Consider the following 16,982-nt stretch of genomic DNA (forward strand, 5'->3'; position numbering starts at 1 on the left):
TCGATCAACCATTTTCTTTGGAGCCATCAAGGCTATTGGGTGGCATCTATAAGGATCTCTGAAGGTGCGGTGTCTATAGTTAAAAAGATGCAAATAAAATAGACAGTCTAAGGGGTGATGCCCTAAGAGGTGAGGAGTGAGAGGAAAAGGCCGGGAAACGGTTACCTCACAAAGCGCAATTTTTCATCTGAAGATTCAGAGGAAGAAGCCTCAGATGAGAGGGTTGCTTCTTTGATGGCTTGTATCTCTGCTTGCGCTTCATCATCGTTGATAAAACGAATCTCTCGAGCTTCACGACCCCGCTCTGTGAAAAGAACCTTTGTGCTCACGCGTTGCCCATGGAGAAGCCTGTCAACGTTGAGATCCTTTAACGAGCCGGTATGAAAGAAAATATCTCGTCCACCATCATCAGCCTCAATAAAACCATATCCTCGCAAGACATTGAACCATTTGACAACACCGGTGGTTTCTTCAAGCGTTAACGGAATGTCTTGCGGTTGGTTGGTGACGCTATTGACACTATAGACCTTGGTCACATAAAAACCGCGCTCTCCCTGCTCAATATCGCACACAATCTCATCTCCTTGTGCAACATGCTGGCAACCAACGCTTTCTAAGAGAGAGAAGTGTATGAAAATATTTGATACGCCTTGTTCAGCAAGCTCAAGGAACCCATATCCTTTTTTGAGGCTGAACCACTTTACAGAACACGTCGGCTTGTTTTCTATTTTTTCACCATCTTGACAATGTTTTTTTGTATACCCCATATACTTCACTCGCTTATCTGTCAAAAAAATTATTAAGAGGACTCTATTCTATTTAGAACACATCACATTTTATTTTTTTTGTCAAAAATGTTTTTATTTTTTATAAACGTTTTGATATTTTTTTTGATTGTGACCTGAACCATCGACGATACTATTCGCTTGTACTGCTCTCTCATTGTAGTTACCTTTGCAGCATAAGAAAAAGAAAAACGGGACGGTCTTGAATGTTTGGGAATACTTGTGCGAGATGGTCAGGTTATTTGGGGTTTTTCTTGCCAAAAGCGCATCTTGACCAGATGCCTTGTGGTGTTGTCTTTTATAAGAAGTCTGGTCAAACGTTCATTTTGAATCATTATGCAGAAGCATTGCTGGGCTCTTGCCCGTCTTTTGAGGCTGTCAAAAAAATCTGCGCTGAGAATGAAAAAAAAATTGTTGATCAGGTGGGTGAGTCCTTAACTCAAACAAGGAATGCTTTTTTTTCATTTCAGGTCGTTGTTCAGGGTGTGCACCAAAACATCACTTGGCACGTCAAGCCCTTAAGCCGTTCTCGCGGCTTTATTTTTATTGAAAAAACAACCTTACCTGAAGGTATGGGCCTTGGATCTACGTCATTTGCACGGATCATGGACCTTTTGCCGACACCGGTGGTGATGAAGGATGCCTCGTCTAAGATACAATATGCCAATGAAGCTTTCTTAGATTGGCTAGGTCTTGAAAAAGAAGATGTTTTTCACAAAAAAATGACAGATCTAAGCGCGGATGGTATTGAGAAATCTGAAGCTTCAGGACCCAGAACCATTTGGCTTAAGGATTGTGGGGGGTATCGCCGTCAAGGCATGTTGAGTGCGGATATTCCGGTGGACCATCAAGGACAACAAGCTTGCTTTGTTGTGCCTCACGCCTCAGAAATGAATGTAGAGGGCAAGGCTTATCTGGCCCTTTTGCTTGAAAACATGCCCATGCCAGCCCTTCTGCTCAACCATCAGGGGATGATTATGTTGGTTAACAGTGCTTTTGAGCACCTGATTCGCGAGCGAAAAATATTAGGGCGTTCGCTGAATGATTGGTTAGAAAAGAATATGCAGGGTCGCTATCGTGACTTTTTGAAAAAAGCGCGTCGGCAAACCAAAAGTGGTGAGTTTTTCCTGGCCAAGCTCACGGGCAAAAGTGCGCGTTATATGCGTCTTTATGCCAACTATGTGTCCACCCAAGGCTGGGACCCGATGGGCTGTTTTTTTGTGCTTCTTTATGATGTGACGGATCTGAAAAAAAGGGAGATTCAAAATATTGAATCTCAAAAACTTCAAGCCTTGGGCCAGCTCGCCAGCGGCATCAGTCATGACTTTAATAATCTTCTTACAGCCATGCTTGGTTTTTGTGATTTGTTGTTGCAGCGTCATTCGCCGCAAGATAAATCGTTTACAGATATTATGCAGATCAAACAAAACGCCAACCGCGCCGCCAACCTTATTCGCCAGCTTTTGCTGTTTGCGAAGCAAACCGCTTCTGTGCCTAAACTTTTCAACCTGCGTGAATGCTTGAATGAAATGTCGTTTCTCTTGAGGCGTCTTATTGGCGTGACGGTGGAGCTGCGTATTGAGCATGATCGCTCTATTAAAGACATCTATGCAGATCAAGGGCAGATTGAGCAGATTGTGATGAATTTGGCAATCAACGCCCGTGACGCGATGCCCAGGGGGGGCACACTCACGTTCCGTACAGGCCATGTGATGTTGGATAAAGGAAAAACATTGATCTCGTCTTCTTTGGGGGCAGGTAGTTATGTGACCATTGATGTGGAAGACACAGGGTGTGGCGTGCCAGCAAAGAATTTGCGCAAAATTTTTGACCCCTTCTTTTCAACCAAAGAATCCAGTGGTGGGACGGGATTGGGTCTATCAACGGTGTCTCAGATTTTGAAAAAAATGAAGGGAGGCGTTGATGTTGTCAGTACCATGGGTGAGGGCACAAAATTCACGCTTTATCTTCCCCGTGACCAGGTGGCCGTAGAAGCCAAAAAGCCTGAAGCGGAGCCGTCAACCCATGGGCAATTTTTTGATTTTTGGGAGTCTGCCAGTATACTGATCGTGGAAGATGAAGATCCTGTTCGCTTGTTTGTGGCGCGTGGATTGAAAAGCAAAGGGTATGAAGTGTTTGAGGCGCGTGATGGTATGCAAGGGTTAGATATCATCAAACACCATAAAGAAATTCGGTTACTGATTACCGATATTATGATGCCGGGCATGGATGGACCCACGCTGGCCAATAAAGCTTATCAACACAATCCGCATCTGGAGATTATTTTTGTCTCAGGCTATCCTAATGAAAATGTGTATGAGCAGTTGAATTTTTCCAAATCGCAAGCCCACTTTCTGCCGAAGCCCTTTACTCTGGATGAGTTGACGAAAAAAGCCCATCAAGCCCTTATGAGGAGGAAAGCCCTTGCCTGAGGCGCGTGTGGTCACTTTTGGGTGTCGTCTGAACTTTTTTGAATCAGATGTGATGGCCAGTCATCTCAAAGCGCAGGGGCAGCGCAATGTCATTGTTCTGAATTCTTGTGCTGTAACGCGCGAGGCTGAGCGGCAGGTGCGCCAAAGCATCCGTCGCCTTAAACGTGAAAACCCTCAGGCAAAAATTGTGGTGACCGGGTGCAGTGCTCAGCTTGATCCAACCACGTATGCCCGTATGCCCGAAGTCAGCCTTGTGCTTGGCAATAAAGAAAAGATGCAACAAGAAAGCTTTCGCAAAGCCGGGGGTGTTTTTGTGAGCGGCGGCGTGGATGTTCAGGAGGTCCTGACGACGTTCCCTCAGCCCTCAAAGAAAGGCCGTGCCTTTTTAAAAATTCAAGATGGATGTAAGCATGCGTGCACGTTTTGTGTCATCACCCACGCCCGGGGAGAGAGCCAAAGTTTACCTTTGGGCAGTCTGTGCCAGCAGGCGCACCATCTTTTGGCGGCGGGGACAAAAGAAATTGTGTTAACGGGAGTGAATGTGACATCTTATGGCGAAGACTTGCCTGGTCCGCTCACCTTTGTGTCCATGATCAAGCGCTTGTTGCTCAATGTGCCGTCGCTAACAAGGCTGCGCCTTTCGTCTTTGGATCCAGCAGATTTGGGTGATGATTTCATCGATTTGATTGCAGAAGAGAAACGCATTCTGCCTCACTTTCACCTCAGTTTACAGGCGGGTGCTGATTTGATTCTCAAGCGCATGAAGCGTCGCCATCTGAGGCACGATGTCATGACGCTTTGCCGTCGGATAAGGGAAGTACGTCCTGAGGCTATGCTGGGCGCAGATGTAATTACAGGCTTTCCCACAGAAACAGACGCACATTTTAAAGACACCCTTTCTCTGGTGGAGGCGTGCACCTTGTCAATGTTACATGTGTTTCCTTATTCGCCGCGCCCGGGCACACCGGCAGCCCGGATGCCTCAAGTGGATCGTGCCCTAGCCACGGCGCGCAGTCAAAAACTCAGGGCATTAGGTCAGGACCTTCTTTATCACGAACTTAAAAAACAGGTAGGTCAGCCCCTACGCGTATTGCTTGAGAAAAAAGATTTTGGACACAGTGATCATTTTGCCCCCGTGGTGGTGCAAGGCGCCCATGAGAAGGATGTGGGGAACGAAGTGTGGGCACAGATCACAGATGTGCAGCACGTTGCCGGCAAATGGCACCTTGTGGGGACGACGTTAGGGGGTCAAGAAAAGGGGAGTTCTCATGTGGTCTAATCGTTTTCGAGAAGGCCTGGCCCGCTCACGACAGCATATTGGGCACTATATGGGCAGCTTGTGGCGCAAAAAAAAACTTGATGCGCAGTCTTTGGGAGAACTCGAATCTTTGTTGCTTGAAGCCAATTTTGGGGTGCACTTTACCACGCATTTTCTTGAGCAGGTGCAGAGAAAGGCTTCCCCCATGCTCTCATTGCAAGAATGCTTAGCGCAAGAGCTGACTGCCTTTCTAACGCCTTTTATGGCGCCGTTTCCTGATCCCAAAGGGGCTCACCCTTTTGTGTGTATGTTTGTGGGCGTCAATGGAAGCGGCAAGACCACAACGGCCGCAAAAATGGCCAAGGCCTATCAACACAAAGGCCACAGCGTGGCCCTGGTTGGGGCAGACCTCTTTCGGGCCGCCGCCACAGAACAAGCCTCTTTATGGGCTGATCGCGTGGGCATCTCTTTTTATCAAGCAGCGGCGCAGCATCGAGATAGCGCGTCTTTGGCTTATGATGCGTTTGAGTGGGCTCAGCAGGAAAAAAAGGATTGCCTCTTCATCGATACAGCGGGCCGCTTGCATACACAAAAAAATCTGATGGATGAGCTTGAAAAAATGTGCCGCGTGTTAAGGCGCAAAGAGCCCACAACTCCTCACGCTTGTTTGTTGGTGATAGATGGCACGGTGGGACAAAATGCGTTGAGCCAGGGAAAGCTTTTTCAGCAAGCGGCCCCCTTAACGGGGATTGTGATGACAAAGGTGGATGGCACAAACCGCGCGGGCATTGCGGTGCATTTGGTAGATACGCTCAAAATCCCCATTGTGGCCTTTGGGGCCGGTGAGGGCGCTGATGATCTTTACCCAGCCGATGCAAAGCTCTTTGCGCGCAGCCTGGTCGGTCTTGAGGCTACATCCTAGTTTTTGTGACGGCGTGGTTTGAAGGATGAGTTGTCTTTTGTGTGGCCAGAGGCTTCTTGAGCGGCGATGTAGGTAGCCGCCTTGGCAAACGCGCGCGTAAGGGTCTCAAAAGAATCGTCATAGCAAGCCAGGGTCGGAATAATCACCATATGCAGATCTGTGGTAAGGGGCATGGGAGAGAACGTCACGTGCATGGCCTCTTTGATGCGTCGCCGAATCCGGTTGCGCACCACCGCTTTTTTGGCCATTTTTTTTGAGGTAATTAGCCCTCTTAAGAGAGAGGCGTGGGGGGGCGCGGGTGAAGAAGAAGCCTTTGCGGTGTAGGAGACGCCGGCTTCATCGCCCCCAACGAAAGAAAAGTGAATCCGAAAGTGGGGGCAGCGCCACACGCGGCTTTCTTGCCGCAATTGCTGGAAATGCTTTTTTCTCTGCAAGGAGGCAATGCGCACAGGCACGAGCGTCAACTAGGCAGATAGTTTTTTACGACCCTTCGCCCGTCTTCTAGACAAACAGCGTTGCCCCGAGGGGGTTTCCATCCGGGACCGAAAACCGTGCCGCCTTTTACGAACCAAAACACTGGGTTGATATGTGCGTTTCATGATGACTCTACCCCTCTACCCTCTTAATTCAACACAAGATGCCCGCGTGAAACATTAGCGATCCTTCTTCTTAATGAGGCTATTATACTCCACAGAGAGTTTTTTCACAGCCCAGATCCACGCCAAGACAATGATAAACAAAATTCCGGCTAGATAAGGAGCAATGGCCATTTGTGTGCTGGCACCACCCAAGGCAGAGAGAAGAATCAACTGAATCCATCCACCACCTGATTTGCCCATACGGCCACCCACCACGTCAATGGCTGCTTTACCTTTGATCTTCATCTCCTGATCAAGGGGGATATAGGCCATCTCACGGGTCGGATCAAACAAGGCGTACTTTGTGCCCTTGCTGAGCACATTTTGACCCATGCCCGCATACACAGCTGCCATCAGCGGTGTTAGGCCCGCAAAAGCAATGGCACCCGCCAGCTCACTTTGCCACAACACAAAGGTGAAAAACAAAAAGCCTGTGACCATAATCATAACCGGTGTGGCCACGGCCGCAGGGAACCAGCCAAAACGACGAACAACGCCTTTGGTGGAATAAAGAATCAAGATGGTGATGGGGCCGAGCCAACTGTACAAGTCACCCATAAAATTGGTGTAGCTCAGCGTATCAGGATAGGCCTGCTTGACGGCCGACTTCCAGGTGACCTCCACCAAGTTGATGCTCATACCATAACCCAGTACCAAAATGGTGATATAGCCCAGGTACTTGGAAGAGCCAAGATAGCGAATGCTTTCCATGATCGACATTTTGGGCTTGCTCGCCTTCTTGCCCTTTTTCTCAGAATCCGGCACATCGTTATAAAACTCAGGATCCTTCATCAGATAGTTGTTCATCCAATAATAAAGACCCGCAATACCAAGGCCCGAGATGACCACCAGCAAGATCAAATTTTGCAAGGTCATGCCAAAAAAGCCCTCTGGCGAAATGCCTGCAGGCACGGTGGAAAAGTGTTTGAGTGATTGCCCCGCAGCAATCAAGGCCACATTCCCGACGATGCCCACCATGGGATAGAAGCGCTTGGCTTCATGGGTGGGTGTGATCTGGTTGGCAAACTGCCAAAAAAGGAGGTTGGTGCCAATGTTGCCCCAAAGCTCGGCCAGCACATAAAAAAGAGAATACGTCCACAACCCATAAATGGGGAATACCCACTTAAAATAGGGAAAAGCAGCCTGAAGGCCCGCAATACTTTCCGGTGTGGGGTGCAGAAAATCTTTGGCAGGATAGATCACATACGCAAACAGCGCAAAAAAGATGATAAAAGGAAACAGGCACGTATAATACAACGCCTGACGAGACAACATATTGCTGAGCTTTGAAAACAAAAGCACAAAGAGAATCGATGCCGGCAAGACCACCCAGCTTTTGAGAAAGTTGACCACCTCGGCGCCCGAGCCTTGTGTGGCGATGATCATGGCATCCTTAAGGCTGCGCACAACAGTGTAGTTAAACAAAATCAAAAGCATGATGCAGGCCATGGGAATAAACTTCTTCATTTCATAGCCATGGATGGGCCACAAAATGGCGCGTAGCTTGGAAAACTCAGCCTGCTTTGTATCTGACATTGACGACAACCTCTTTAAAATTCTCTCAATCCCGCGACGCCCTTTCCCATGAAAGAGCCTATAAGGGATAAAAATACCTATCCTCCTTTATAAACATTTTTTTTACACTTTCCAAGTCCCCACCTGCGGAAAATAAACTTTTGCGCCGAAATAAAGAAAGAATTTGCAAACCGTCTCTACAATAAAAAGCGTCGTTTTAGGAAGTGTTTTTCAAGGGGGAACATGCTTAGGCCCTTTTTTTCTTATGAAGAGCTGATGAATTATGGAGGGCTTCTCGTCTTTTTACTCCTCGGCATTTTTTTTTCATGTCTGTTCATGATTTTGGCCCGTCTCAGGGGAGGCAGTCGTCCTTATGCTGAGAAAAATAGCCCCTATGAGTGTGGGTTTTCTCCCATGGGGTCGCTGGACGCTCCTTTCTCTATCAGGTTTGCCTTGGTTGCGATTTTATTTGTCATTTTTGATATTGAAATTGCCCTTCTGTTTCCGTGGGCGCTGACCTTCAGGCAGTTGGGCTGGCCCGGGTTTATTTCTGTGCTTTGTTTTTTGTCGATTTTGGCTGTTGGCTTTGTGTATGAGTGGTGTTCAGGCGCACTAGATTGGGAATAGGTACCATGAGTTCAGAAAAATCTCCTTATCACATGGAAGCGGTCAAAATAGACCAGCAAGATCCAGATGCTTTGTTGAATGCACTTGATGAGGGCATCAAAAAGCGTGGCTTTTTTGTGACCCAAGTTGACAAAGTGATTGCGTGGGCACAGACAGGGTCTATTTGGCCGGTGAGCTTTGGTCTTGCGTGTTGTGCTGTGGAAATGATGCATACAGCTGGCTCAAGGTATGATCTTGATCGATTTGGCATCTTTTTTCGGCCCAGCCCCCGTCAATCAGATTTGATGATTGTGGCCGGCACCCTCACCAACAAAATGGCACCAGTGTTGCGCAAGGTTTATGATCAGATGGCTGAGCCGCGCTGGGTTTTATCGATGGGGTCATGTGCGAATGGTGGGGGGTATTACCATTACTCTTATTCTGTGGTGCGGGGGTGTGACCAAATTGTGCCTGTGGATGTGTATGTCCCTGGGTGCCCACCTACGGCTGAAGCCTTATTGTATGGCATTTTTGAGCTCAAGCGCAAAATGAAAAAACAACGCATTTACCGCATAAGCTGACGAAGGATTGTAAGCATATGGCTGAGCGGACCCACATTCTCAAAACGCATCTTGGACCCCTGATCAAAAAGATGGAAGGCCAGCACCAAGATGTATCCATGGTGATCGAAAAAAAAGATGTGCTGGCGGTTTTTCAAAAACTGCGTGACGATAAAGAGCTGGCCTATACCCAGTTGATAGATCTTTGTGTGGTGGACTATTTGGGGCAAGAGAACAAAAGGTTTCAAGGAGTCTATCATCTCTTAAGCATGGATTATAATCATCGTTTGCGGGTCAAAGTGGCCCTGGATGAAAATGAAAACTTGCCTTCGCTCACCCCGCTGTTTTCAAGTGCCGGGTGGTGGGAGCGTGAGGCCTTTGACATGTTTGGCGTCGTGTTTGAAGGACACCCTGATTTGCGGCGCATTTTGTCTGATTATGATTTTGATGGCTTTCCCTTGCGCAAGGATTTTCCCCTGACGGGCTATGTGCAAGTGCGTTATGACGAAGAGGAAGGTGCCGTTGTTAAGGAGCCGGTTCATTTGGCCCAAGCCTTTCGCACCTTTGAAACCCTCAGTCCTTGGGAGGGCATGGGGAGCGCCTTCCAGCGATTGTCTCTTGATAAGGAAAAACAGCCATGAGCGCCGAGGCGAAAAATCTTTACTCCATCAATTTTGGGCCTCAGCATCCTGCGGCTCACGGTGTGCTCAGGCTTATTCTCGAGTTAGATGGCGAAGTGGTGGAGCGCGCAGATCCCCATGTGGGTTTTTTGCACCGGGGCACAGAAAAGCTGATTGAGCATAAATCTTATCTTCAAGCCTTGCCTTATTTTGATCGCCTTGATTATGTCTCACCCATGTGCCAAGAGCATGCCTTTGTGCTGGCCATTGAAGGGCTTTTGGGGATAGAGGTGCCGTTGCGTGGGCAATATCTGCGTGTGTTGTTTTCTGAAGTGACGCGCATTTTGAATCATATTCTCAACATCTGCACCTTTGCCCTGGATGTGGGGGCCATGACCCCTTTTTTGTGGGGTTTTGAAGAGCGCGAAAAGCTGCTTGATTTTTACGAGCGCGCCTCAGGCGCACGGATGCACGCAAATTATTTTCGCCCCGGCGGGGTGCATCGTGACATTCCCAAAGGGTTTGAAGAGGATTTGGCGAAAACCTTAGAGAGCACGTTGAAGTTTATTGACGATACAGAAGATCTGTTGACAGAAAATCGTATTTTCAAGCAGCGCACTGTGGACATTGGTGTGGTGTCGAAAGAGCAAGCCCTTGATTGGGGGTTTACAGGCCCCGTGCTTCGCGCCTCAGGGGTGCCGTGGGATTTGCGGCGCAATCAATCCTATGAAGTGTATGATCGTTTAGATTTTTTGATTCCTGTAGGCACATCCGGCGATTGCTATGACCGCTATCTTGTGCGCATGGGGGAGATGCGTGAAAGCGTCAAAATTATTCGTCAATGTCTGTCAGAAATGCCGCAAGGGGATGTGATCTTAAGAGATTGGAAAATCGCGCCCCCCAGCCGCGAGGAAATGAAAACATCCATGGAGGCGTTGATTCACCATTTTAAGATGTTTTCTGAAGGAATTCACGTGCCTGCTGGTGAGATTTATAGAGCTGTAGAAGCCCCTAAAGGAGAATTTGGTGTGTATTTGGTGTCTAACGGCACCAACAAACCTTATCGGTGTAAGATTCGTGCCCCTGGCTTTGCTTTTTTGCAAGCCTTTGAAGCACTCACCCGTGGGCATATGCTGGCGGATGTGCCGGCGATTCTTGGTTCTTTGGATATTGTGTTTGGGGAGGTGGATCGATGAGTCAATCTTCACAAAATAAACCCACGCCCTTCACCTTTGACAAAAAAAATCAAAGTCTGATCGACGAGGTGCTGGCACGCTATCCAGAAGACCGTAAGCAAAGTGCCTTGTTGCCTTTGTTGTGGTTGGCGCAACGGCAAAATGGTGGATGGCTTTCGGTAAGCGCCCTGGAAGAAGTGGCTCGCATTTTGAATGTGCCGTTCCTGCGTGTTTATGAGGTGGCCACCTTTTATACCATGTTTCGTCTCAAGCCTGTGGGCAAGCACTTTATTCAGATTTGTCGCACAACCTCGTGTTGGCTTCGGGGGTGTGAGTCACTGAAGGAAACCTGTTTTCGGTTGTTAAAGGTGGATGCAGGGGACGTGACCCAAGATGGGTTGTTTTCCTTTGAGGAAGTGGAATGTTTGGGTGCCTGCGCGAATGGGCCTGTAGTGCAGATCAATGACCAATACTTTGAAGATCTCACACCCAAAGCCTTGCAAAATCTTCTTGAGAATTTGTCGCGCAACCTGCCCGTGACGTCAGGGTCCCAGCGCAATCGCAAGGCCTCAAAAGCCGAGCTTCCTCAAACCATCGGGGAGAAGACATAACATGGTTCTGGCGGCACAAGATCATATTTTTACCAATCTTTTTGGCGAAAAACCCACCACCCTCAAGGCGGCACAGGCACGGGGCGATTGGGATGGCATTAAAAAAATACTCAAAAAAAGCCCCAAGGAAATCTTGGCGGCCATTGATCAGTCAGAGCTGCGTGGACGAGGTGGTGCTGGCTTTCCCACAGGCAAAAAGTGGGCATTTGTGGCAGGTGTGAAGGATGAACGCCCTCATTATCTGGTGGTCAATGCTGATGAAAGTGAGCCGGGCACATGTAAGGATCGTGAAATTTTACGCCACGAACCTCAAAAGCTGATTGAAGGCGCCTTGATTACCGGGTTTGCCATTGGCGCGCATGTGGGGTATGTGTATGTGCGGGGCGAATTTTGGGATGAAGCTAACCGCCTTGAAAAAGCCATCGAAGAAGCCTATCAACAAAAATTGTTAGGCAAAAACGCAGCCGGTTCAGGCTTTCATTTTGATCTTTACGTGCATCGAGGGGCTGGGGCCTATATTTGTGGCGAAGAGACAGCCTTGTTGGAAAGTTTAGAAGGGCGCAAAGGCATGCCTCGCCTCAAGCCGCCGTTTCCTGCCAACATTGGTCTTTTTGGCTGCCCCACGGTGGTGAACAATGTGGAAACCATTGCGGTGGTGCCCACCATTATGCGGCGCGGCGCGTCCTGGTTTCAAGGCATTGGTCGACCCCATAACACGGGCACAAAAATTTTCTCTATTTCAGGCAATGTGCTGGCGCCTTGCAATGTGGAAGTTGAGATGGGCGTGCCCATGAAAGAATTGATTGAAAAATATGCCGGCGGCGTGGTAGGAGGTTGGGACCAACTGGCGGCGGTGATTCCTGGCGGGGGCTCTGTGCCATTGTTGCCAAAATCTATTTGTGATGAGGTGTGCATGGATTTTGATGCCCTTGCGGAGGCAGGAAGCGGCCTTGGCACAGCTGCGGTCATTGTCATTGACAAACATACCGACATTGTGGAGGCCATCACGCGGCTCAGTCATTTTTATATGCATGAAAGTTGCGGCCAGTGTTCGCCATGTCGCGAAGGCACAGGATGGATGTGGCGTATGCTTTCTCAATTTCAAAAGGGAGATGGTTGCACGGCAGACATTGACTTATTGTGGGAGGTGTCATGCCACATTGAAAATCATACCATTTGTGCGCTTGGGGACGCCGCGTCATGGCCTGTGCAGGGGCTGATTCGTCATTTTCGTTCTGAGATTGAATCCCGTTTTCAACCTAAAGAGGTGTTGATTAAAAAATCACCGTTTCTAGGCATGGAAGGTCACGACGTATGAAGAACATGGTCAAGATCACCATTGATGGACGTTCTATTTCTGTGCCTGAAGACAGCACCATCTTACAGGCCACACAACGCCTTGAGGTGGAAGTGCCTTTGTTTTGCTATCATCCGCGCCTGTCCATTGCCGGTAATTGCCGCATGTGTTTGGTGGAGGTAGAGGGCAGCCGTAAGCCTGTGGCTAGCTGTGCTATGCCTGTGTCAGAAGGAATGGTTGTGAAAACAAACACCCCTTTTGTGCGTGAATCACGGGAAGGGGCACTAGAGTTTTTGCTGCTCAATCACCCGCTAGATTGCCCCATTTGTGATCAAGGGGGCGAGTGTGATCTGCAAGATATCACCGTGGCCTATGGACGCGATAAAAGCCGGTTTGGTTTTTATAAACGATCTGTTGAGCCCAAAAATTTTGGCCCCCTGATTAAAACAGAAATGAACCGCTGCATTCACTGCACACGTTGTGTTCGCTTTGCCACAGAAGTGGCCGGTGTCCAGCATTTAGGGGCCGTTCGTCGCGGTGAGCATACAGAAATTGTGAGCTTGATGAACCAACCCTTTGCCTCTGAGCTTTCCGGCAACGTGATTGATCTTTGCCCGGTGGGGGCGTTGACCTCTAAGCCCTATGCTTTTAAGGGGCGGCCGTGGGAGATGAGAAAAACAGAAACCATTGATGTGATGGATGCTGTGGGGTCTCACATTCGTGTGGATACGCGGGGTCTTGAAGTGATGCGTGTTTTACCGCGGGTGTTTGATCCCATTAATGAAGAATGGATTTCAGATAAGACTCGTTTTGCCTACGACAGTTTGCAGGTGGCACGATTGGATCGTCCTTACATCAAACGTGAGCACGGCGTGCTTGAAGAAGCTTCGTGGGAAGAAGCCTTGTCTTGCGCTGTGTCTAAACTTTCTTCTTGTTCGCCTGGGGAAATAGCCGGTCTTGTGGGTGATATGGTGGATTTAGAGAGCCTTTTTGCTTTCAAAAAGCTGATGGATTTTGTGAAAACGCCCCATCTTGATTGTCGGCAAGATGGATCGCACACACTGGCTTCGGTGCGCTCAAGCTACATTATGAACACACCTATTGAACGCTTGGAAGAAGCAGATTTTTTGTTGTGTGTGGGCACCCATCCACGGGTCGAAGCGCCGCTGATTAATGGGCGCCTCAGAAAAGCCTATACCCACGGCAATTTGGAGGGTGCGTTCATAGGGCCTTCAGTTGATTTCACCTACCCGATGGAACATTGTGGTGACCAACCTGATGTGCTGAAAACCATTCTTGAGGGCAAGCATCCTGTATCTGAAAAGCTCAAAAAAGCGAAGAAACCTTTGTTGATGATCGGCCAATCAGTGTTTCGCCGAGAAGATTGGGCCTGCATCTTGAGCGTGTGTCACAAAATTGCGGATAAGTGGGGCTTGATCACCAAAGACTGGGTGGGGTTAAACATTTTGCAAACAGCTGCCGCTCGTGTGGGCGCGTTGGATCTTGGGTGTGTGCCGGGAAAAGGCGGCAAATCCACGCCTGAGATTTTATCGGCGGCCAAGGAGGGCAAGATCAAACTTGTGTATCTTTTGGGCGCGGATGAGGTGGACACCCGTATGCTTAACGATACGTTCGTGATTTATCAAGGCCATCACGGAGATCGTGGCGCCGAAATTGCAGACCTTATCCTGCCTGGTTCAGCCTATACGGAAAAAGAAGGTATGTATGTCAACACAGAAGGACGCCCCCAATATGCCTTCAGGGCATGCCCGGCACCAGGAGATGCGCAAGAAGATTGGCAGATTGTAACAAAAATAAGTCAAGGGCTAGGGGATCCGCACGCTGATTTTTCAGGCATTGAAGATGTGCGTGCAGCCATGTTTAAGGAAAAGCCTTTTCTCAACAGCGGGGGAGACATTCCTGATCTTCCCTTTACGCCGTTTCTGGAGGCACTTGATGTCACCACAAGTTTGCTGAAAGAGCCGCTCTCTTATGTGATTGACAACTTTTATCAAACAGATGTGCTGAGTCGTCATTCTCATACCATGGCGGTATGTGCAAACACGTTTCTCACCAACAACAAGGAGGTGAGTTAAGTGGACATAGTGTTGTGGGCCTCTGACCTCTTTTCGATGGCGAACGCTTTGTATGCCATAGACGGTGTGCGTTTGGTGGTGCAGGCGCTGGTGATTTTGGTGCCGTTGCTGGTGTCTGTGGCTTATCTCACCTTTGCAGAGCGCAAGATCTTAAGCGCCATTCAATTACGGCAAGGGCCGAACACGGTGGGCCCTTTGGGTTTGCTGCAGCCCTTTGCCGATGCATTAAAGCTTATGCACAAAGAAACAATGGTGCCTGTGTGCGCCCATAAAGGTCTTTTTTACCTGGCTCCCATTTTGTGTTTTTCTGTGAGCATTGCGTCTTGGTCTGTGATTCCGTGGGGAGAGGGGTTGGTGGTGAGCGACCTCAATATTGGGGTGCTCTATTTATTTGCTCTGTCGTCACTGGGTGTGTATGGCATTATTTTGGCAGGGTGGGCTAGCCAATCGCGCTATGCGTTTTTAGGTGCCATTCGATCCGCCGCGCAGATGATTTCCTATGAAGTTTCCATTGGATGTGTGTTGATCATTGTGGTCATGCATGCAGGGTCGCTGAATCTGACACAGATTGTGATGGCACAGGAAAAGCTGTGGTTTATTGTGCCCCATTTGCCCATGGGTGTGATTTTTTTCATTTCTGCTCTTGCGGAAACCAACCGTGCGCCTTTTGACTTACCTGAATCTGAGGCCGAGCTTGTCTCAGGCTATAACGTTGAGTATTCATCCTTAGGGTTCTCCCTCTTCTTTTTGGGTGAATACATGAACATGATTCTCATGAGCGCTCTTGGCACCATCTTTTTTCTGGGCGGATGGCTTTCCCCCTTGCCTGTGGCGCCGTTTACGTGGTTGCCGGGCTTTTTTTGGATGGCTTTCAAAATGTCCTTGCTGTTGTTTCTGTTTATCTGGGTGCGTGGTACATTGCCGCGTTACCGGTATGACCAGCTGATGCGCCTTGGGTGGAAGATTTTTCTGCCGCTCACGTTGCTGTGGATGGTGATTTCTGGCGTGTGTTTACTGGGGGTATGACCATGGCAGAAACAAGCAAAAAACGAGGCTTTTTTTGGCGCTTGCGCAAACGGCTAAGCGCTTTCTTGCTCTATGATGTGATCGCGGGGCTATACAAAACCCTGAAATACTTTTTCCGGCCCAGTGTGACGTTGGCTTACCCTTATGAAAAAGGACCGATCTCGAAGCGTTTTCGTGGCGAGCACGCCTTGCGGCGCTATCCCAATGGCGAAGAGCGCTGTATTGCCTGCAAATTGTGTGAGGTGATTTGTCCTGCTCAGGCTATTACGATTGAAGCGGAAACCCGGGCGGATGGATCGCGTAGGACCGTTCGCTATAATATAGACATGACCAAATGTATCTATTGCGGGCTGTGCCAAGAGGCGTGTCCTGTGGATGCTATTGTGGAAGGTCCTAATTTTGAATACGCTACCTATACGCGCGAGGAACTCTATTATACAAAAGAAAAGCTTTTAGATAACGGGGACAGGTGGGAACAAGAGCTGGCGCGGCGTTTCCAGAAAGATGCGAACTCATGAGGAATCACCGGTGATGACACAAGGCATCCTTTTTTTCTTTTTAGCAGCGGCTTTTTTATTCAGTTTTGCTGCCATTTTTGCGCGTCTCACGCTGCACAATGTCTTATCCCTGATTGTGTTGTTTTTTTCTGTGGGCGGCCTCTTTATCTTTGCCCAGGCACCTTTTTTAGGCATGGTGATCATGATTGTGTATGTTGGCGCTGTGACGGTCTTTTTTCTCTTTGCGGTGATGATGTTTGGCAGTCGCCTTGAATCTGTGCATAAGCGTTCTTGGGGCCAGGTGATGGGGTCGCTCATTTTGGGTATGGTGCTCTGCGCTTCCCTCGCGTTGTGTATTATCGTCACCTATCATATGGACAGTGCGCTGGCCCCCATCACGTCACCCCAGATTGCAGATCCATTACCGCTGATTGGACAAGCTCTTTATACACTTTATATCATTCCTTTTCAGTTAGTGGGGTTGCTTTTGTTTGTCGCCATTGTGGGTGGCATTTCCCTAACGCTCAAGCATCGGAGCGAAACAAAACGGCAACAACCCTTTAAACAAATTATTCAAAAAGAGCGCACAACTGTCAGCTATCTTTTTGTGGAAGCCAATAAAGGGTTGAAGGAGGGGGATCAATAAGATGTTGCACTATCTCTTGCTTTCAGGCTGGCTTTTTTTTCTGGGGAGTTTTGGGTTGTTTTGGCACAGGCGCAACTTACTTTTGTGCTTGCTATCCATCGAAGTGATGTTGCTGGCGGTCAATGTTAACTTTATTGCCTTCTCACACAGCTTGCACGATGTGGTGGGCCAGGTGTTTGTTGTGTTTATCTTTTCTGTCGCTGCGGCAGAAACGGCCATTGGTCTTGCAATTTTCTTGATCTTCTTTCGTGAAAAAGCAGGCTTGTCTCTTACAAACCCCAAACTCAAGGGATAATAT

The 16,982-nt window shown here is 48.6% G+C and carries 18 protein-coding genes; 14 read left to right on the forward strand and 4 right to left on the reverse strand.

Going from position 1 to position 16,982, the window contains the following annotated elements:
• Positions 1-161 precede the first annotated feature (161 nt).
• Entirely contained in the window at positions 162-767 is a 606-nt protein-coding gene (locus IG82_RS06980) for a cold shock domain-containing protein (RefSeq protein ID WP_052545714.1), read from the reverse strand.
• Positions 768-1,063: 296 nt separating this feature from the next.
• Between IG82_RS06980 and IG82_RS06985 the strand changes: the two genes are divergently transcribed.
• The 3 genes from IG82_RS06985 to ftsY are packed head-to-tail and all read left to right on the forward strand — an operon-like array spanning position 1,064 to position 5,397.
• Positions 1,064-3,217, forward strand: a complete 2,154-nt coding sequence (locus IG82_RS06985) for a hybrid sensor histidine kinase/response regulator (RefSeq protein ID WP_172642900.1) — start codon at positions 1,064-1,066, stop codon at positions 3,215-3,217.
• Complete coding sequence (gene mtaB, locus IG82_RS0104425; RefSeq protein ID WP_052545716.1) at positions 3,210-4,496, forward strand: tRNA (N(6)-L-threonylcarbamoyladenosine(37)-C(2))-methylthiotransferase MtaB; 1,287 nt, start codon at positions 3,210-3,212, stop codon at positions 4,494-4,496. Before IG82_RS06985 ends, mtaB begins: the two co-directional genes overlap by 8 nt.
• Positions 4,486-5,397 (forward strand): signal recognition particle-docking protein FtsY, encoded by a 912-nt coding sequence (gene ftsY, locus IG82_RS0104430; RefSeq protein WP_031934365.1) that lies wholly within the window; start codon positions 4,486-4,488, stop codon positions 5,395-5,397. Before mtaB ends, ftsY begins: the two co-directional genes overlap by 11 nt.
• Here ftsY and rnpA read toward each other — a convergent pair.
• From rnpA to IG82_RS0104440, 3 genes are read right to left on the reverse strand one after another with little or no spacing between them, the layout of a single operon-like run.
• Positions 5,394-5,852, reverse strand: coding sequence for a ribonuclease P protein component (gene rnpA, locus IG82_RS0104435; RefSeq protein ID WP_245591063.1), 459 nt, complete (start codon positions 5,850-5,852; stop codon positions 5,394-5,396). The genes ftsY and rnpA overlap by 4 nt on opposite strands.
• Before the next feature lie 9 nt (positions 5,853-5,861).
• Entirely contained in the window at positions 5,862-5,996 is a 135-nt protein-coding gene (gene rpmH / locus IG82_RS07090) for a 50S ribosomal protein L34 (RefSeq protein ID WP_082192072.1), read from the reverse strand.
• 54 nt (positions 5,997-6,050) lie between these two features.
• Positions 6,051-7,571, reverse strand: a complete 1,521-nt coding sequence (locus IG82_RS0104440) for an Npt1/Npt2 family nucleotide transporter (protein WP_031934367.1) — start codon at positions 7,569-7,571, stop codon at positions 6,051-6,053.
• A gap of 222 nt (positions 7,572-7,793) precedes the next feature.
• Here IG82_RS0104440 and IG82_RS0104445 point away from each other — a divergent pair, with 222 nt between their 5' ends.
• The 11 genes from IG82_RS0104445 to nuoK are packed head-to-tail and all read left to right on the forward strand — an operon-like array spanning position 7,794 to position 16,979.
• Entirely contained in the window at positions 7,794-8,177 is a 384-nt protein-coding gene (locus IG82_RS0104445; RefSeq protein WP_082192073.1) for an NADH-quinone oxidoreductase subunit A, read from the forward strand.
• 5 nt (positions 8,178-8,182) lie between these two features.
• Positions 8,183-8,737: a NuoB/complex I 20 kDa subunit family protein gene (locus IG82_RS0104450; protein WP_168338450.1), complete on the forward strand. Its 555-nt coding sequence runs from the start codon at positions 8,183-8,185 to the stop codon at positions 8,735-8,737.
• A 17-nt stretch (positions 8,738-8,754) separates the two neighbouring features.
• On the forward strand, positions 8,755-9,357 hold the full coding sequence (locus tag IG82_RS0104455; RefSeq protein ID WP_031934370.1) for an NADH-quinone oxidoreductase subunit C: 603 nt from the start codon (positions 8,755-8,757) through the stop codon (positions 9,355-9,357).
• Entirely contained in the window at positions 9,354-10,532 is a 1,179-nt protein-coding gene (locus IG82_RS0104460) for an NADH-quinone oxidoreductase subunit D (RefSeq protein WP_031934371.1), read from the forward strand. The genes IG82_RS0104455 and IG82_RS0104460 overlap by 4 nt, the downstream gene beginning before the upstream one ends.
• A complete protein-coding gene (nuoE, locus tag IG82_RS0104465; RefSeq protein WP_031934372.1) occupies positions 10,529-11,122 on the forward strand; it encodes an NADH-quinone oxidoreductase subunit NuoE in 594 nt (197 codons plus the stop codon). Before IG82_RS0104460 ends, nuoE begins: the two co-directional genes overlap by 4 nt.
• A gap of 1 nt (position 11,123) precedes the next feature.
• A complete protein-coding gene (gene nuoF / locus IG82_RS0104470) occupies positions 11,124-12,440 on the forward strand; it encodes an NADH-quinone oxidoreductase subunit NuoF (protein ID WP_031934373.1) in 1,317 nt (438 codons plus the stop codon).
• Between the two features lie 5 nt (positions 12,441-12,445).
• Complete coding sequence (nuoG, locus tag IG82_RS0104475; protein ID WP_031934374.1) at positions 12,446-14,515, forward strand: NADH-quinone oxidoreductase subunit NuoG; 2,070 nt, start codon at positions 12,446-12,448, stop codon at positions 14,513-14,515.
• A gap of 36 nt (positions 14,516-14,551) precedes the next feature.
• Entirely contained in the window at positions 14,552-15,541 is a 990-nt protein-coding gene (gene nuoH / locus IG82_RS0104480) for an NADH-quinone oxidoreductase subunit NuoH (RefSeq protein WP_031934375.1), read from the forward strand.
• Positions 15,542-15,543: 2 nt separating this feature from the next.
• Positions 15,544-16,059: an NADH-quinone oxidoreductase subunit NuoI gene (nuoI, locus tag IG82_RS0104485; RefSeq protein ID WP_052545757.1), complete on the forward strand. Its 516-nt coding sequence runs from the start codon at positions 15,544-15,546 to the stop codon at positions 16,057-16,059.
• Positions 16,060-16,072: 13 nt separating this feature from the next.
• Entirely contained in the window at positions 16,073-16,684 is a 612-nt protein-coding gene (locus tag IG82_RS0104490; protein WP_172642901.1) for an NADH-quinone oxidoreductase subunit J, read from the forward strand.
• 1 nt (position 16,685) lies between these two features.
• On the forward strand, positions 16,686-16,979 hold the full coding sequence (gene nuoK, locus IG82_RS0104495) for an NADH-quinone oxidoreductase subunit NuoK (RefSeq protein WP_172642902.1): 294 nt from the start codon (positions 16,686-16,688) through the stop codon (positions 16,977-16,979).
• The last annotated feature ends 3 nt before the right edge of the window (positions 16,980-16,982 follow it).

This window comes from Candidatus Hepatobacter penaei (assembly GCF_000742475.1).
In the GTDB taxonomy this organism is placed as follows: Bacteria; Pseudomonadota; Alphaproteobacteria; order Holosporales; family Hepatobacteraceae; genus Hepatobacter; species Hepatobacter penaei.

Excerpts from the sequence above, each read along its gene's own strand:
- IG82_RS06980 (WP_052545714.1), bottom strand. The coding sequence starts at position 767 with ATGGGGTATACAAAAAAACATTGTCAAGATGGTGAAAAAATAGAAAAC.
- IG82_RS06985 (WP_172642900.1), top strand. The coding sequence starts at position 1,064 with ATGCCTTGTGGTGTTGTCTTTTATAAGAAGTCTGGTCAAACGTTCATT.
- ftsY (WP_031934365.1), top strand. The coding sequence starts at position 4,486 with ATGTGGTCTAATCGTTTTCGAGAAGGCCTGGCCCGCTCACGACAGCAT.
- rpmH (WP_082192072.1), bottom strand. The coding sequence starts at position 5,996 with ATGAAACGCACATATCAACCCAGTGTTTTGGTTCGTAAAAGGCGGCAC.
- IG82_RS0104440 (WP_031934367.1), bottom strand. The coding sequence starts at position 7,571 with ATGTCAGATACAAAGCAGGCTGAGTTTTCCAAGCTACGCGCCATTTTG.
- IG82_RS0104445 (WP_082192073.1), top strand. The coding sequence starts at position 7,794 with ATGCTTAGGCCCTTTTTTTCTTATGAAGAGCTGATGAATTATGGAGGG.
- IG82_RS0104450 (WP_168338450.1), top strand. The coding sequence starts at position 8,183 with ATGAGTTCAGAAAAATCTCCTTATCACATGGAAGCGGTCAAAATAGAC.
- IG82_RS0104455 (WP_031934370.1), top strand. The coding sequence starts at position 8,755 with ATGGCTGAGCGGACCCACATTCTCAAAACGCATCTTGGACCCCTGATC.
- IG82_RS0104460 (WP_031934371.1), top strand. The coding sequence starts at position 9,354 with ATGAGCGCCGAGGCGAAAAATCTTTACTCCATCAATTTTGGGCCTCAG.
- nuoE (WP_031934372.1), top strand. The coding sequence starts at position 10,529 with ATGAGTCAATCTTCACAAAATAAACCCACGCCCTTCACCTTTGACAAA.
- nuoF (WP_031934373.1), top strand. The coding sequence starts at position 11,124 with ATGGTTCTGGCGGCACAAGATCATATTTTTACCAATCTTTTTGGCGAA.
- nuoG (WP_031934374.1), top strand. The coding sequence starts at position 12,446 with ATGGTCAAGATCACCATTGATGGACGTTCTATTTCTGTGCCTGAAGAC.
- nuoH (WP_031934375.1), top strand. The coding sequence starts at position 14,552 with ATGGCGAACGCTTTGTATGCCATAGACGGTGTGCGTTTGGTGGTGCAG.
- nuoI (WP_052545757.1), top strand. The coding sequence starts at position 15,544 with ATGGCAGAAACAAGCAAAAAACGAGGCTTTTTTTGGCGCTTGCGCAAA.
- IG82_RS0104490 (WP_172642901.1), top strand. The coding sequence starts at position 16,073 with ATGACACAAGGCATCCTTTTTTTCTTTTTAGCAGCGGCTTTTTTATTC.
- nuoK (WP_172642902.1), top strand. The coding sequence starts at position 16,686 with ATGTTGCACTATCTCTTGCTTTCAGGCTGGCTTTTTTTTCTGGGGAGT.